This is a genomic window from Streptomyces sp. NPDC020597, assembly GCF_044335095.1.
In the GTDB taxonomy this organism is placed as follows: Bacteria; Actinomycetota; Actinomycetes; order Streptomycetales; family Streptomycetaceae; genus Streptomyces.
Map to the genome: position 1 here is coordinate 251,645 of NZ_JBIRUL010000006.1, position 15,106 is coordinate 266,750.

General features: G+C 71.5%; 12 protein-coding genes. 8 read left to right on the forward strand and 4 right to left on the reverse strand.

Annotated elements, in window-relative coordinates:
• Window positions 1–27 precede the first annotated feature (27 nt).
• On the forward strand, window positions 28–1,281 hold the full coding sequence (locus tag ACH4ZA_RS13625) for a DivIVA domain-containing protein (RefSeq protein ID WP_398429444.1): 1,254 nt from the start codon (window positions 28–30) through the stop codon (window positions 1,279–1,281).
• A 236-nt stretch (window positions 1,282–1,517) separates the two neighbouring features.
• Window positions 1,518–1,724, forward strand: coding sequence for a hypothetical protein (locus ACH4ZA_RS13630; protein ID WP_319281339.1), 207 nt, complete (start codon window positions 1,518–1,520; stop codon window positions 1,722–1,724).
• Window positions 1,725–1,810: 86 nt separating this feature from the next.
• On the opposite strand, the gene ileS is transcribed toward ACH4ZA_RS13630, so the two are convergent.
• Window positions 1,811–4,948, reverse strand: coding sequence for an isoleucine--tRNA ligase (gene ileS, locus ACH4ZA_RS13635; RefSeq protein WP_319281338.1), 3,138 nt, complete (start codon window positions 4,946–4,948; stop codon window positions 1,811–1,813).
• A gap of 606 nt (window positions 4,949–5,554) precedes the next feature.
• On the opposite strand from ileS, the gene ACH4ZA_RS13640 reads away from it, so the two are divergent.
• From ACH4ZA_RS13640 to ACH4ZA_RS13660, 5 genes are all read left to right on the forward strand, one after another.
• Complete coding sequence (locus ACH4ZA_RS13640; RefSeq protein ID WP_319281337.1) at window positions 5,555–6,550, forward strand: TraR/DksA family transcriptional regulator; 996 nt, start codon at window positions 5,555–5,557, stop codon at window positions 6,548–6,550.
• Between the two features lie 67 nt (window positions 6,551–6,617).
• Window positions 6,618–7,214 (forward strand): signal peptidase II, encoded by a 597-nt coding sequence (gene lspA, locus ACH4ZA_RS13645; protein WP_319281335.1) that lies wholly within the window; start codon window positions 6,618–6,620, stop codon window positions 7,212–7,214.
• Between the two features lie 72 nt (window positions 7,215–7,286).
• Window positions 7,287–8,231: an RluA family pseudouridine synthase gene (locus tag ACH4ZA_RS13650; RefSeq protein ID WP_319281334.1), complete on the forward strand. Its 945-nt coding sequence runs from the start codon at window positions 7,287–7,289 to the stop codon at window positions 8,229–8,231.
• The gene (locus tag ACH4ZA_RS13655; RefSeq protein WP_319281333.1) at window positions 8,228–8,701 is read left to right on the forward strand and encodes a GNAT family N-acetyltransferase; all 474 of its coding nucleotides are present in this window, start codon (window positions 8,228–8,230) and stop codon (window positions 8,699–8,701) included. The genes ACH4ZA_RS13650 and ACH4ZA_RS13655 overlap by 4 nt, the downstream gene beginning before the upstream one ends.
• A 65-nt stretch (window positions 8,702–8,766) precedes the next feature.
• Window positions 8,767–10,353, forward strand: coding sequence for a Na+/H+ antiporter (locus tag ACH4ZA_RS13660; RefSeq protein WP_398429446.1), 1,587 nt, complete (start codon window positions 8,767–8,769; stop codon window positions 10,351–10,353).
• 102 nt (window positions 10,354–10,455) lie between these two features.
• Here the strand turns inward: ACH4ZA_RS13660 and ACH4ZA_RS13665 are convergent, their stop codons facing one another.
• Complete coding sequence (locus tag ACH4ZA_RS13665) at window positions 10,456–11,556, reverse strand: mechanosensitive ion channel family protein (RefSeq protein ID WP_398429447.1); 1,101 nt, start codon at window positions 11,554–11,556, stop codon at window positions 10,456–10,458.
• A 98-nt stretch (window positions 11,557–11,654) separates the two neighbouring features.
• Here ACH4ZA_RS13665 and ACH4ZA_RS13670 point away from each other — a divergent pair, with 98 nt between their 5' ends.
• Complete coding sequence (locus ACH4ZA_RS13670) at window positions 11,655–12,224, forward strand: dienelactone hydrolase family protein (protein WP_398429449.1); 570 nt, start codon at window positions 11,655–11,657, stop codon at window positions 12,222–12,224.
• A 12-nt stretch (window positions 12,225–12,236) separates the two neighbouring features.
• Here ACH4ZA_RS13670 and ACH4ZA_RS13675 read toward each other — a convergent pair whose 3' ends face one another.
• Together ACH4ZA_RS13675 and ACH4ZA_RS13680 are read right to left on the reverse strand one after the other, a co-directional pair.
• A complete protein-coding gene (locus tag ACH4ZA_RS13675; protein WP_398429451.1) occupies window positions 12,237–13,919 on the reverse strand; it encodes an alkaline phosphatase D family protein in 1,683 nt (560 codons plus the stop codon).
• 199 nt (window positions 13,920–14,118) lie between these two features.
• Entirely contained in the window at window positions 14,119–14,940 is an 822-nt protein-coding gene (locus ACH4ZA_RS13680) for a thioredoxin domain-containing protein (protein WP_398429453.1), read from the reverse strand.
• Window positions 14,941–15,106: the final 166 nt, after the last annotated feature.

Below are 15,106 nucleotides of genomic sequence, written 5' to 3' on the forward strand. Positions count from 1 at the left end.
TGCCGACGACTACGTTGAGGTGAAGAGATGCCGTTGACCCCCGAGGACGTGCGGAACAAGCAGTTCACGACCGTCCGCCTCCGAGAAGGCTATGACGAGGACGAGGTCGATGCCTTCCTCGATGAGGTCGAAGCCGAACTGACCCGCCTGCTCCGTGAGAACGAGGACCTGCGGGCCAAGCTGGCCGCGGCCACGCGCGCTGCTGCCCAGAACCAGCAGAACATGCGCAAACCTCCGGAACAGGACCAGCAGCAGGGCGGCATGCCCCAGCAGGGCGGCATGCAGCAGGGCGGTATGCAGCAGCAGGGCATGCCGCAGCAGGGGATGCCCCCGCAGGGAATGCCGCAGCAGGGCATGCGAGGTCCGGGCGGACCGGTGCCCGCCGGCATATCGGGCCCGCCGCAGCAGCAGATGGGTGGCCCCATGGGTGGCCCGCCCCAGCTGCCGAGCGGTGCCCCGCAGCTGCCCGCCGGTCCCGGCGGTCAGGGTGGTCCCCAGGGTCCCGGCCCGATGGGCCAGGGCATGGGTCCCGGCCCGATGGGTCAGGGTCCGATGGGCCAGGGCCCCATGGGTCAGGGTCCGATGGGTGGCCAGCCCATGCAGCAGCAGATGGGCGGTCTGATGGGCGGCCCCATGGGCGGTCCGATGGGCGGCCCCGGTCAGGGCCCCGGTGGCGACAGCGCCGCCCGTGTCCTCTCGCTGGCCCAGCAGACCGCCGACCAGGCGATCGCCGAGGCCCGATCCGAGGCCAACAAGATCGTCGGCGAGGCCCGCAGCCGCGCCGAGGGTCTCGAGCGGGACGCCCGTGCCAAGGCCGACGCCCTGGAGCGGGACGCGCAGGAGAAGCACCGCGTCGCGATGGGCTCCCTGGAGTCCGCCCGCGCCACGCTGGAGCGCAAGGTCGAGGACCTGCGCGGCTTCGAGCGCGAGTACCGCACGCGTCTGAAGTCGTACCTCGAGTCCCAGCTGCGCCAGCTGGAGACCCAGGCGGACGACTCCCTCGCGCCGCCGCGTACTCCGGCCACGGCCTCCCTGCCGCCGTCCCCGGCGCCCTCCATGGCTCCGGCCGGCGCGAGCGCCCCGTCCTACGGGTCCGGCGCTCCGGGCATGGGTTCGGGCATGGGTGCGCCCAGCCCTGCCGCCCCGTCCTACGGCGGTCAGCAGCAGATGTCCCCGGCGATGACTCAGCCGATGGCTCCGGTACGTCCGCAGGGTCCCTCCCCGATGGGCCAGGCTCCCTCGCCGATGCGCGGCTTCCTCATCGACGAGGACGACAACTGACGGCCAGTAGTACGCCTTAGGCGTCGGCAGCGTTCAAAGGGCGGGCCCCGGATTCGATCCGGGGCCCGCCCTTTTTACGCGCGTTGCGACCGAACACCGCCAGCTGCGGGCACGACAGCGGGCGGCGGCGACGGTCCGGCAGATTCCGGCCGTCGCCGACCTCCCGGTCCTGTCGGACGGCACATACCCGGAAGGGGCCCCGGAGCCGTCGTGTGGGTGGGCCCCGGGAAGGAAGTGTGGCGGGCACCGGCGTCTGGATCGGCCGGGGTGTGGCGCCGGTCCCGAACGCGTGCCGCGGGCCGGACCTGGTCGGCACCGAGGAGGGGGCCGCCGCGGAGACGTCCGCCCGCGCGGGCGTCGAGGCGATGCCGGGTGCGATGCGCGACGTCCTTGCCGCCGTCGGCTCCGGTGTGACGGTGACCCCGGCGCGGACCTGTCCTTGACCTTGACCGTCCGCGTCGTGACCGCCGCGCAACGACGGGCGCGGGGCCCGGTTCCCCGAGGGATCCGGGCCCCGCGCCGTACGGCCTTACGCCTTGCGCAGACGGAACGTCAGAGTCAGGGCCTCGTCCGTGAACGGGGCGCCGTAGGTGTCGTCCGCCTCTCCCTGGCCGAAGTCCGTCGCGAGGACCTCTTCGGCGATCAGGCCGGCGTGACCGTCGAGGGCGTCGAGGACCCCCGGGTCGGTGGCCGTCCAGCGGAGCGCGATGCGGTCCGCGACGTCGAAGCCGCTGTTCTTGCGGGCCTCCTGGATCAGGCGGATGGCGTCCCGGGCCAGACCGGCTCGGCGCAGCTCCTCGGTGATCTCCAGGTCGAGGGCGACGGTCGCGCCCGAGTCGGAGGCCACCGACCAGCCCTCGCGCGGGGTCTCCGTGATGATCACCTCGTCGGGGGCCAGAGCGATCGTCTCGCCGTCGATCTCGACCGATGCCGTGCCCTCGCGCAGGGCGAGGGAGAGCGCGGCCGCGTCGGCGTTCGCGACGGCCTTGGCCACGTCCTGGACGCGCTTGCCGAACCGCTTGCCCAGGGCGCGGAAGTTCGCCTTGGCGGTGGTGTCGACCAGTGAGCCGCCGACCTCCGAGAGCGACGCCAGGGACTCGACGTTCAGCTCCTCGGTGATCTGCGCGTGCAGGGCCGGGGAGAGCGCGTCGAACCCGGTGGCCGCGATGAGTGCGCGCCGGAGCGGCTGGCGGGTCTTGACGCCCGATTCCGCGCGCGTGGCGCGGCCCAGCTCCACCAGGCGGCGGACCAGGGCCATCTGCTTCGACAGCTCCGGGTCGATCGCCGAGAGGTCCGCCTCCGGCCAGGCCGACAGGTGCACGGACTCCGGGGCGCCCGGGGTGACGGGGGCGATCAGGTCCTGCCAGACCCGCTCGGTGATGAACGGGGTCAGCGGGGCCATCAGCTTGGTCACCGTCTCGACGACCTCGTGCAGGGTGCGCAGCGCCGCCTTGTCGCCCTGCCAGAAGCGGCGGCGGGACCGGCGCACGTACCAGTTGGACAGGTCGTCGACGAACGCCGAGAGCAGCTTGCCGGCGCGCTGGGTGTCGTAGGCCTCCAGCGACTGCGTCACTTGGTCGGTGAGGGCGTGGAGTTCGGACAGCAGCCAGCGGTCCAGGACCGGGCGGTCGGCCGGGGCCGGGTCCGCCCCGCTGGGCGCCCAGCCGGACGTACGGGCGTACAGCGCCTGGAAGGCGACCGTGTTCCAGTACGTCAGGAGCGTCTTGCGGACGACCTCCTGGATGGTGCCGTGGCCCACCCGGCGGGCCGCCCACGGGGAGCCGCCGGCCGCCATGAACCAGCGGACCGCGTCGGCGCCGTGCTGGTCCATCAGCGGGATCGGCTGCAGGATGTTGCCCAGGTGCTTGGACATCTTGCGGCCGTCCTCGGCGAGGATGTGCCCGAGGCAGACGACGTTCTCGTACGACGACTTGTCGAAGACCAGGGTGCCGATCGCCATCAGCGTGTAGAACCAGCCCCGGGTCTGGTCGATGGCCTCGGAGATGAACTGCGCCGGATAGCGCGCCTCGAACAGGTCCTTGTTCTTGTACGGGTAGCCCCACTGCGCGAACGGCATCGAACCCGAGTCGTACCAGGCGTCGATGACCTCGGGTACGCGTGTGGCCGTCTTCGCGCACTGGGGGCACGCGAAGGTGACGTCGTCGATGAACGGGCGGTGCGGGTCCAGCCCGGACTGGTCGGAGCCGGTCAGTCCGGTGAGCTCCGCGCGGGAGCCGACGACGGTGAGGTGGTCGTCCTCGCAGCGCCAGATCGGCAGCGGGGTGCCCCAGTAGCGGTTGCGGGACAGCGCCCAGTCGATGTTGTTGTTCAGCCAGTCGCCGTACCGGCCGTGCTTGACGGTGTCCGGGAACCAGTTGGTGTTCTCGTTCTCCTGGAGGAGGCGGTCCTTGACGGCCGTGGTGCGGATGTACCAGGACGGCTGCGCGTAGTACAGGAGCGCGGTGTGGCAGCGCCAGCAGTGCGGGTAGCTGTGCTCGTACGGGATGTGCCGGAAGAGGAGGCCGCGCTGCTGCAGGTCCTCGGTGAGCTTTTCGTCGGCCTTCTTGAAGAAGACGCCGCCGACCATCGGGACGGACTCCTCGAAGGTGCCGTCCGGGCGGACGGGGTTCACCACGGGGAGGCCGTAGGCGCGGCAGACCTTGAGGTCGTCCTCGCCGAAGGCGGGCGACTGGTGGACCAGACCCGTGCCGTCCTCGGTGGTGACGTATTCGGCGTTCACCACGTAGTGGGCGGGCTCCGGGAACTCCACCAGCTCGAACGGACGTTGATAGGTCCAGCGCTCCATTTCGGCGCCGGTGAAGGTCTGGCCGGTGGTCTCCCAGCCCTCGCCGAGCGCCTTGGCGAGCAGCGGCTCGGCCACCACGAGCTTCTCCTCGCCGTCGGTCGCCACGACGTAGGCGACCTCGGGGTGCGCGGCCACGGCCGTGTTGGAGACCAGCGTCCACGGCGTCGTCGTCCACACCAGGAGGGCGGCCTCGCCGGCGAGCGGACCGGAGGTGAGCGGGAAACGGACGTACACGGACGGGTCGACGACCGTCTCGTACCCCTGGGCCAGCTCGTGGTCGGAGAGGCCGGTGCCGCAGCGGGGGCACCAGGGGGCGACGCGGTGGTCCTGGACCAGCAGGCCCTTGTTGTGGATCTCCTTCAGCGACCACCAGACCGACTCGATGTACTCGGGGTCCATCGTGACGTAGGCGTCGTCGAGGTCGACCCAGTAGCCCATGCGGGTCGTCAGGTCGGAGAAGGCGTCGGTGTGTCGGAGCACCGACTCCCGGCACCTGGCGTTGAACTCGGCGATGCCGTAGGCCTCGATGTCCTGCTTGCCGCTGAAGCCGAGCTCCTTCTCGACCGCGAGCTCCACCGGCAGGCCGTGGCAGTCCCAGCCGGCCTTGCGGGCCACGTGGTAGCCGCGCATGGTGCGGAAGCGGGGGAAGACGTCCTTGAAGACACGCGCCTCGATGTGGTGGGCGCCCGGCATGCCGTTGGCGGTGGGCGGGCCCTCGTAGAACACCCACTCGGGGCGGCCCTCGGACTGCTCGAGGCTCTTGGCGAAGATCTTCTGCTCGCGCCAGAACTCGAGCACCGCGTGCTCGAGGGCGGGCAGGTCGACCTGGGCGGGCACCTGGCGGTACTGCGGCGTTGTCATCTGCGAGCTTCCTCCGGCGGACGTACTGCCTTCCGTCGGAGGGACGAGAGCCTTCTTGCCTGTGGACGCCGTGTGCGGCGCGCTCCCGCGGTACCACCCTCCTTGGCCCTCCGGTGCGCCCTGCGCGCCGGTGAGCCCCCTCATTGGGGTCGCGATGCCGGTTCTACCAACCCGCTGGGGGTCTTCTTCCGGCGGCTCCGGGGTGATCTTCACGTCGCGCTCGCCCCCGGGCTCCCACCGTCCCCGGGTCGCTCTGGGCCGCGTACGCCGCTACTCGTCCCCATCCATGCTTTTCGCTCCGCCCAGTGTACGGCTCCCCGGCGACGGCGGCCGACCGCTTTTCGGGGCCCTCGGGCGCGGCCCGCGGCCGGGGCCCGGATGCCCCGAATGGCTGCCGGGCTCGATGCCGCGCGCGTGTGCGGACCGGGACGTCCCGTGCGGCGGATTACCCGGCGGGGAGCTGGGCACAACGGATGCAGGCTTGCCGCGTGGCGTGCGCGAGGCGGGCGAATCGGGCGGTGTGCCCCGTTGCCGCGGGCTCCAAGTCGATTTATCGTCCCAGCACGATTTGCGTGCAAGATCACAAAATGTGAAGGGGCCGCGGCCATGGTGGCGAAGAAGACCGCCGTACAGCAGCCGGCGTCCGGAACGTCCACGGACGCTCCCGGCGGCCCGGCCGAGGACGTGAAGGCCGTGAAGGCGGTGAAGGCCGTGAAGGCGGTGAAGTCCGTACGGTCGTCCGCCGCCGCCGGCACGAAGAAGGCGGAGCGGAAGGCGTCCGGCAAGGCCTCGCCAGGGAAGGCGGCGTCCGGGAAGGCGGCGGCGAAGTCGGGCGCCGCACCCGAGGACGTCCCCGAAGACATCCCCGAGGGCGCCTCCGCCGGTGAGGCCGCCGGGAAGGCGGCCGCGAAGCGGACGTCGGCCGCGAGGACCGCCTCGAAGAAGAAGGCGGCCGCGTCGAGGACGGCCGCGGGGAAGGCCGGCGCCGGGAAGGCGACGGCCGGGAAGGAACCGGCCTCGAAGGCGACCGGCGGGAAGAGCGTGGCCGCGACGAGCGCGGGCAGGAAGAACACGGCCAAGAAGGTGGGCGCGGCCTCGGCCGCGGAGCAGACGGGAGCCACGACTGTGGTTGCGAAGAAGACTCCGGGTACGGCCACGGCGGCGAAGACCGCCGTCCCCAAGGCACGCCTCGCCGCGGCGGAGCCGGGCGAGCTCGCGGTGCGCCCCGGCGAGGATCCGTGGACGCCCGAGGAGGTCGAGGAGGCCCGTACGGAGCTCGACTCCGAGCAGGCGCGGCTGCGGGCGGAGCTGGCCGCGTCCGAGGCGGCCCTCACGGGGCTGATGCGGGACTCGGGAGACGGCGCGGGCGACGACCAGGCCGACACCGGCACCAAGAACATCACGCGCGAGCACGAACTGGCGCTGGCCGCCAACGCGCGCGAGATGCTGATCCAGACCGAGCACGCCCTGGAACGGCTGGACGCCGGCACCTACGGGCTGTGCGAGAACTGCGGCAACGCCATCGGGAAGGCCCGGATGCAGGCCTTCCCGAGGGCCACGCTGTGCGTCGAGTGCAAGCAGAAGCAGGAGCGCCGGTACTGATCACCTGGCAGGCGGGGGGCGTGCCGTACCCTCGTGCTCAGTCAGGTACCTAGGTTGAGGGACTCACGTGGCAGAGGCGGAGCGCGTCATCGGTACGCCGGACACCCCAGAGGCGGGGTCCGAGCCGGAGCAGTCGTCCGGCCCGGGCGGGCAGGAGAGCGCCGGAGCGCGGCCGAGGGGCCGGCGCCGCATCGCCGTGCTCTTCGCCGTCGCCGCGTTCGCCTACGCACTGGACCTGGTCAGCAAGATGGTCGTGGTCGCCAAGCTGGAGCACCACGCGCCGATCGACATCGTCGGGGACTGGCTGCGGTTCGAGGCCATCCGCAACGCGGGCGCGGCCTTCGGCTTCGGCGAGGCCTTCACCGTCATCTTCACGGTGATCGCCACCGCGGTGATCGTGGTGATCGCCCGGCTCGCGCGCAAGCTGTACAGCCTGCCCTGGGCGATCGCGCTCGGTCTGCTGCTCGGCGGCGCGCTGGGCAACCTCACCGACCGGATCTTCCGGGCGCCGGGCGTCTTCGAGGGCGCGGTCGTGGACTTCATCGCGCCGAAGCACTTCGCGGTCTTCAACCTCGCCGACTCGGCGATCGTGTGCGGCGGCATCCTGATCGTCCTGCTCTCCTTCAAGGGACTCGACCCGGACGGGACCGTCCACAAGGACTGACCCGGACCCGGCGGCCACGGGTTGTCCACAGGCCCGTACGGCGGTGTCGCGGGCGTCCGGCATACTCGACGGGTGAGCACGATTCCCGAGATCCGTACCCTGCCCGTGCCGGACGGCCTGGAGGGCGAGCGCGTCGACGCCGCCATCTCCCGCATGTTCGGCTTCTCCCGTACGAAGGCCGCCGAGCTGGCCGCGGCGGGGAAGGTCACGGTCGACGGCTCGGTGGTCGGCAAGTCCGAGCGGGTCAGCGGCGGGGCCTGGCTGGAGGTCGAGATGCCGCAGGCCCCGGCGCCCGTGCAGGTCGTCGCCGAGCCGGTCGAGGGCATGGAGATCGTCCACGACGACGACGACGTGGTCGTGATCGTCAAGCCCGTCGGCGTGGCCGCGCACCCGTCGCCCGGCTGGAGCGGCCCCACCGTCATCGGCGGGCTGGCCGCGGCCGGCTACCGCGTCTCCACCTCGGGGGCCGCCGAGCGTCAGGGCATCGTGCACCGGCTCGACGTCGGCACCTCCGGTCTGATGGTGGTCGCCAAGTCCGAGCGCGCCTACACCTCGCTCAAGCGCCAGTTCAAGGAGCGCACGGTCGACAAGCGCTACCACACGCTCGTCCAGGGCCACCCCGACCCGACCAGCGGCACGATCGACGCGCCCATCGGCCGCCACCCGCAGCACGACTACAAGTGGGCGGTCACCGCCGAGGGCAAGCCCTCGGTCACGCACTACGACCTGATCGAGGCCTTCCGCGCGGCCTCCCTGCTGGACGTGAAGCTGGAGACGGGCCGCACGCACCAGATCCGCGTGCACATGGCCGCCCACCGCCACCCCTGCGTGGGCGACCTGACGTACGGGGCCGACCCGACGCTCTCCAAGCGGCTGCACCTGACCCGGCAGTGGCTGCACGCCGTGCGGCTGGGCTTCGAGCACCCCGGCGACGGGCAGTGGGCGGAGTTCGCCAGCGACTACCCCGAGGACCTGCAGAAGGCCCTGGACCAGGTCCGCGAGGAGACCTACGGATGAGCGGCGCGCCCGTGTACACGGTGCGCGTGGCCGAGGACCTCGCCGACCGGGAGGCGTGCTTCGCGGTGCGCAAGGAGGTCTTCGTCGGCGAACAGGGCGTCCCCGAGGACCTGGAGTACGACGAGCACGACGCCTGTGCCGTGCACCTGCTGGCGGTCCGCGAGGACGGGGTCGCGCTCGGCACCGGGCGGCTGCTGTTCGGCGAGGCCGCCGCGGCCAGGACCGGCGGCGACCCTTCGGTGGGGTCGCTCGGGCGGCTCGCCGTGACGCGCGAGGCGCGCGGGCTGGGCGTCGGGGTCGCCCTGGTGCGGGCCGTCGAGGACGCGGCACGCGCGCGGGGGCTCACCGCCGTGGACCTGCACGCGCAGACGCAGGCGCTGGGTTTCTACGAACGTCTGGGGTACACGGCCTACGGGCCGGAGGACCTGGAGGCGGGTATCCCGCACCGGTCCATGCGCCGTCCGCTGTAGCGGACGGCGGGCGTGCGACGCTGAGGGCCTGGATGCACTGATCGTCTAGACCCGGAGCGCTGACCGTGGACCAGTTGGCCCTGCTGTTCGTCCTGTTGCTCGGGGCCGTGGTGAGCGTCCCCGTGGGGGACCGGTTCGGACTGCCCGCTCCGGTGCTGATGACCCTGCTCGGCATAGTCCTCGCGGTGCTCGACTTCGTGCCCAACGTGGAGGTCCCGCCGGATCTGATCCTGCCGCTCCTGCTGCCGCCGCTGCTCTACGCGGCGGTGCGGCGGACCTCGTGGCGGCAGTTCGCGGCGAACGTGCGGCCGATCTTCCTGCTGGCCGTGGCGCTGGTGTTCGTCACCACGGTCTGTGTGGCCGCCGTGGCCCACTCGATCGTGCCGGGGCTGCCGGTGGCCGCCGCGGTGGCGCTGGGTGCGCTGGTCGCGCCGCCCGACCCGGTGGCGGCCACCGCGGTGGCCGGACAGCTCGGGCTGCCCCGCCGGCTGGTGTCCATCCTGGAGGGCGAGGGGCTGTTCAACGACGTGACGGCCATCGTGCTCTACCACGTCGCGATCGCCGCCGCCGTGAGCGGGACGTTCTCCCCGTGGCGGGCCGGACTCGACCTGGTGCTGTCCGCGGTGGTCGCGGTGGCGGTGGGCGTCGCGCTGGGCTGGGGCGCGAACCGGCTGCTGGACGTCCTCGGGGACACGACGCTGCAGATCGGGCTGACGCTCCTGGTGCCCTACGCCTCGTACGTCCTGGCGGAGGAGTTCCACGGGTCCGGGGTGCTGGCGGTGCTGACCACCGCGATGTTCCTCGCCGAGTACGCCACCGACCCCGACGACGTGCTGACCCGGCTGGCCGGCCACACCTTCTGGGACATCGTCGACACGCTGGTCACGGGCGTCGCGTTCGGGCTGATCGGCCTGGAACTGCACAACGCGATCCGCACGGCGTCCGGGCGGTGGGGGGAGATGCTCGGGTGGGCGGCGGTGATCGTGGCGGTGGTCGTCGTCGTACGGCTGCTGTGGCTGCTGCCGGCGACATGGCTGACGCAACGGCTGCACGCCAGGAAGGACCACCTCGAGGACATCCCGACGAACTGGCGGGAGACCCTCGTCATGTGGTGGTCGGGGATGCGCGGGGTGGCCTCGGTGGCGCTGGCGCTGGCCGTGCCGCTGAAGACCGACGACGGCGGGCCCTTTCCGGACCGCGACGAGATCGTCTTCATCGCCTTCGGCGTGATCATGGCGACGCTGGTCCTGCAGGGGCTGACCCTGCCCTGGCTGGTGAAGCGGCTCGGCGTCCAGTCGGACACCGGCCGGGAGAAGGCCTTCGAGAAGGAACTGGCCGTGCGCGCGGCCAGGGCGGCGAAGCAGCGGCTGCGGGAGATCGAGGCCGAGGAGGACCTGTCGGAGGAGCTGTCCGAGCAGATGCTGCGCCGGGCCTTCGACATCGGGCTGCGGATCAGTCCGGACATGGGCGAGGACGAGCGGCGGGAGGGGCACGACCATCGGGTGCGCAGGCTGAAGCGGGTGCGGCGGATCCAGGGGGAGATGCTGAGCGCGGCTCGGCACGAGGTGGTGGCGGCGCGCAGCGAGCCGGGCGCCGACCCGGAGATCGTGGACCGGGTGCTGCGCCACCTGGACGTGCGCAGCCTCAAGTGAGGCGCGGGGCGGCCCCCGCCCGCCCGGACCGGGACGGGCGGGAGCCGCCCCGTCACGGTGCGGCCCCCGGGAACCGCCGGTCGGCGGTTCGTCGGCGGTTCGTCAGTGGATGTTGGTGGACGCGGCGGGCCGCTCCGTCGGGCGGGGCGACTGGCCCGGGACGCGCCCCGGAGGCAGCGCCGCGTCCGCCGTGTTGACCCGGGGAAGCGCGTACGGGTGCTCCTTCGACAGCCAGCGGATCATCTGCTCGCGGACCGCGACGCGCACCGTCCAGATGTCGTCGGCGTCCTTGGCCGTGACCAGGGCCCTCACCTGCATGGTGTTGGGCGTGGTGTCGGTGACGTCGAGACCGCAGGCGCGGCCGTCCCAGGCCGGGCACTGGCGCAGGATGTCGCGCAGCTTCTCGCGCATCGCCTCCACCGGCGCCGCGTGGTCGACGTGCCAGTAGACGATGCCGGTCATCTGCGGGGTGCCGCGCGACCAGTTCTCGAAGGGCTTGGAGGTGAAGTACGACACGGGCATGGTGATCCGGCGCTCGTCCCAGGTCCGCACGGTGAGGAAGGTCAGGGTGATCTCCTCGACCGTGCCCCATTCGCCGTCCACCACGACCGTGTCGCCGATGCGCACCATGTCGCCGAAGGCGATCTGCAGGCCGGCGAACATGTTGCTCAGCGTCGACTGGGCGGCCACACCGGCGACGATGCCGAGGATTCCGGCCGAGGCCAGCAGAGAGGCGCCCGCCGCGCGCATGGCGGGGAACGCCAGCAGCATCGCGGCCGCCGCGACGACGCCGACGACGGCCGAGACCACCCGCATGATCAGCGACACCTGGGTCCGCACCCGCCGGACCCGGGCCGCGTCACGGTGCACGCGCGCGTAGCGCGAGTAGGACGTCTCGACGACGGCCCCCGCGATGCGGATCACCAGCCAGGCCGCCGAACCGATCAGCACCAGGGTGAGGGTCCGGCCGATGCCCACCTTGTGGTGGTCCAGCAGCTGCGCCTCGTCGTAGGACCCTCTGAGCATCGCCGCGCACAGCACCAGCTGATAGGGGATGCGGCCACGGCGCAGCAGGCCCCACAGCGGGGTCTCCGGGTGTCGTCGGTCGGCTTTGGTCAGCAGGCGGTCGGTGGCCCAGCCGATGAGCACGGTCAGCACCACCGAGCCGCCCACCACGATCACGGGGCGGAGCAGGTTCTCCATGCCTTCGAACGTAACCGGGCCGGCGGGGTCCTGAACCTGTTACTTGTGTGAAGAGGCGCACGCGCGGGGCCGTCGGTGCGGGCTGGCACCATGGGCGCATGAACATCATGCTCTTTCACTCGACCTACGGTCCGCGGCCGGCGGTGCGTGCCGCGGCGGACCGGCTGCGTGCCGCCGGGCACGAGGTCTGGACGCCCGACCTCTTCGGGGGGCGCACGTTCGACACGGTCGAGGAGGGCATGGCGTACAACGAGGAGATCGGCAAGGACGAGCTGCTGAAGAGAGCCGTGCTGGCCGCCGCGCCCTACTCGGAGCGCGGGCTGGTGTACGCCGGGTTCTCGCTGGGCGCGTCGATCGCCCAGACCCTCGCCCTCGGCGACGACAAGGCGCGCGGCCTGCTCCTTCTGCACGGCACCTCGGACCTCGCGCCGAACGTCTTGGTGGACGATCTTCCGGTGCAGCTGCACGTCGCCGAGCCGGATCCGTTCGAGACCGACGACTGGCTGAGCGCCTGGTACCTCCAGATGGGCCGGGCCGGCGCCGACGTCGAGGTCTACCGGTACGCGGGCGCCGGGCACCTGTACACCGACCCCGGGCTGCCCGACTACGACGAGGAGGCGGCCGAGGCCACCTGGCGGGTGGCGCTCGGCTTCCTCGAGACCCTGTAGCGGCTGAGTGCCCTAGACGGGGTCGTACGTCCGTTCCACCTTCTGGGTGCCGCTGCGGGTGCGGTAGGAGCGCTGCCAGGAGGAGGTCGCGGTGGCGCTGGTGCGGTCCGACAGTACGTAGTAGTCCATCTGCGCGCGTTCGGCGGTGATGTCCAGGACGCCGTAGCCGTGGCGGTCGGTGTCGACGAAGTGGACGTGCCGGTTCGCGGCCCGGATGACGGGCGAGGCGATCGCGGTGAGCGTGCCCTCGGGGACCTTCACGATGTCGTCGAGGTTGTCGGAGGTCACCGACGTGACCACGAACTCGGTGGCGGCCGACGCCGACAGCGGGTACGTTCCGGCGTCCACCGGCACGTCGTTGGCCCACGCCATGTGGATGTCGCCGGTCAGGAACACCGTGTTGCGGATGGCGTTCGCACGCAGGTGGGCGAGGAGCTCGCGGCGGTCGTCGGTGTAGCCGTCCCACTGGTCGGTGTTGAGGCCGAGGCCGTCCTGCGGCAGGCCGAGCAGCTTGGCGAGCGGCTTGAACAGGTCCGCGGAGAGCGAGCCGATGACGAACGGCGAGATCATCACCGAGTTGCCGACCAGCCGCCAGGTGGTGTCCGACGCCTTCAACCCGGCCTTGAGCCAGTCCAGCTGGGCGCGCCCGGTGATCGTGCGGTCGGGGTCGTCGACCGTGCCGTTGCCGACCTTGACCTGCTGGGAACGGAAGGAACGCAGGTCCAGCAGGGAGAGGTCGGCGAGCTTGCCGAAGCGCAGCCGCCGGTAGGTGGTGCCGGCGATCGCGGGTCGGACCGGCATCCATTCGAAGTAGGCCTGCTTCGCGGCCGCCTGACGGGCCGACCAGGCGCCCTCCGCGCCCTCGGTGTGGTTCTCGGCGCCGCCCGACCAGGTGTCGTTGGCGAACTCGTGGTCGTCCCATATCGCGATGACCGGCGCCTTCACGTGCAGGGCCTGAAGGTCGGGGTCCGTCTTGTACTTGCCTTGCCGCGTGCGGTAGTCGGCGAGCGTGAGGATCTCGTGGGTGGGCGAGGTCTGCCGTACGACGGCGCCCCGGGCCCCGTACTGGCCGGTGCCGTACTCGTAGATGTAGTCGCCGAGATGCAGCCAGGCGTCGAGGTCGCCGCGGGCCGCGAGGTGACGGTACGAGGAGAAGTAGCCGGCCTCCCAGTTGGCGCAGGAGACCACGCCGAAGCGCAGACCCGTGACGGCCGCGTCCGCCGCCGGCGCGGTGCGGGTACGCGCCACCGGGGTCTCGACGCCGCCCGCCGAGAAGCGGAAGTAGTAGTCGGTGGCCGGCTGGAGGCCTCGGATGTCGGCCTTGACGGTGTGGTCGGAGGCCGCGGTGGCGGTGGTCGAGCCCTTGTTGACGATGTTCGTCAGCGCCCTGTCCGTGGCGACGACCCAACTCACCTCGGTGTCCGGGCCGAGTCCGGAGCCCGGCGTCGCCTCGGCGGCGGGCGTCACCCGGGTCCACAGCAGGATGCCGTCGGGCAGCGGGTCGCCGGAGGCGAGGCCGTGCAGGAACGCCGGGGTCTGGGCGGCGGCCCGGGCCGGGAGCGCGGCGGCGAGCGGGCCCGCCAGCACAGCGGTCGCCGCCGCGGCCTTGACGACCGTACGGCGGCGCGGAGAAAGGGAGTCGGAGCGCTGCGACGGGACGCCGGCGCTCGTGGAGGATCTGTATCGACTGGTCACGGGCAATCAGATTACTGACCAGTACGACCGAGAGCGGGCGAACCGGAAAGAAGTTCGCCCGCTCTTCGGCTGCGCGTCGGACGCCGGTCCCCGAGGCCCGTGAAAGCGCGATGCCAGGCGCGAAGTCACGCGCAACGCGGAGCCGGATACCGAGCGGAACGCCACGGACCGGTTCCCCGGTCCGGGGCGTTCCCGTTGCTCAGCCCTTGAGCGCTGCGGCGATCGCGGTCTCGTAGTCGGCGACCGACATGGGGACGTTGCCGTTGGCGGCCTTGATCAGCTTGCCGTCCATCACGAGGGACGGGGTGCCCTCGATGTTGTACTTCTTGCCGTCCGAGTCGAACTTCGCGCTCATGACGAGAGCCCACTTGTCATAGGTGCCGTTCTTCACGGCGCTCTGGAACTTGGCGTTGTTCTTCAGAGCCGAGACCGTGTCCGCCACCTTGATCAGGTACGAGTCGTCCTTGAACTTGTCGTCGCTCTCCTCGGGGTGGTACTTCGTCGAGTACAACGCGGTCTTGTACTCCAGGAAGGCCTCGGGGCTGACGTTCAGCGCCGCGCCGAGAGCGCTCAGCGCGTTCTTCGAGCCCTCGCCGGTCAGCTTGTCGTCGAGGAATGTGGCGCCCACGTACTGGATCTTGTACTTGCCGGCCGCGACGTCCTTGTCGACGGTCTGGCCGACGGTCTGCTCGAACTGGGCGCAGATCGGGCAACGCGGGTCCTCGTACATCGCGAGGGTCTTCTTCGCGTCCGCCTTGCCGATGACGACGGTCGTGCCGTCCTCGCCGCTGGTGTTGGCCGGCTTGACGAGCTTCTGGCTCTTGACGTCGTCCCAGTACGCGGGCTTGTTGGCCTGGACGACCGCGTAGCCTATGCCGCCGGCGGCGGCCAGTACGCCGACGACCGAGAGGCCCACGATGATCTGACGCTTGGTCTTGGCGCGCTTGGCCTCGCGCTCGCGCTCGATGCGCAGCCGCTCCCGGGCCGCCGTCTTCGCCGCAGCGCTGTTCCGCTTGCTCATGGTGATCTCCAAAAAGGACGCGCACACGTCGTACGCGGAAGTTCGTGTGGGGACTGAGGGACTGAGGTGGTGCCCGGCGTGCCCGGTCCGTGCAGACCGCCCGTGCAGACCGCCCGTGCAGATCGCCCGTGCGGACGGGCCGTGCCGGCGTCCGTGCGGACGGGGC

Coding starts and splice junctions, on each gene's coding strand:
- ACH4ZA_RS13680 (WP_398429453.1), bottom strand. CDS start 14,940: ATGAGCAAGCGGAACAGCGCTGCGGCGAAGACGGCGGCCCGGGAGCGG.
- ACH4ZA_RS13670 (WP_398429449.1), top strand. CDS start 11,655: ATGAACATCATGCTCTTTCACTCGACCTACGGTCCGCGGCCGGCGGTG.
- ACH4ZA_RS13640 (WP_319281337.1), top strand. CDS start 5,555: ATGGTGGCGAAGAAGACCGCCGTACAGCAGCCGGCGTCCGGAACGTCC.
- ACH4ZA_RS13655 (WP_319281333.1), top strand. CDS start 8,228: ATGAGCGGCGCGCCCGTGTACACGGTGCGCGTGGCCGAGGACCTCGCC.
- ACH4ZA_RS13625 (WP_398429444.1), top strand. CDS start 28: ATGCCGTTGACCCCCGAGGACGTGCGGAACAAGCAGTTCACGACCGTC.
- ileS (WP_319281338.1), bottom strand. CDS start 4,948: ATGACAACGCCGCAGTACCGCCAGGTGCCCGCCCAGGTCGACCTGCCC.
- ACH4ZA_RS13665 (WP_398429447.1), bottom strand. CDS start 11,556: ATGGAGAACCTGCTCCGCCCCGTGATCGTGGTGGGCGGCTCGGTGGTG.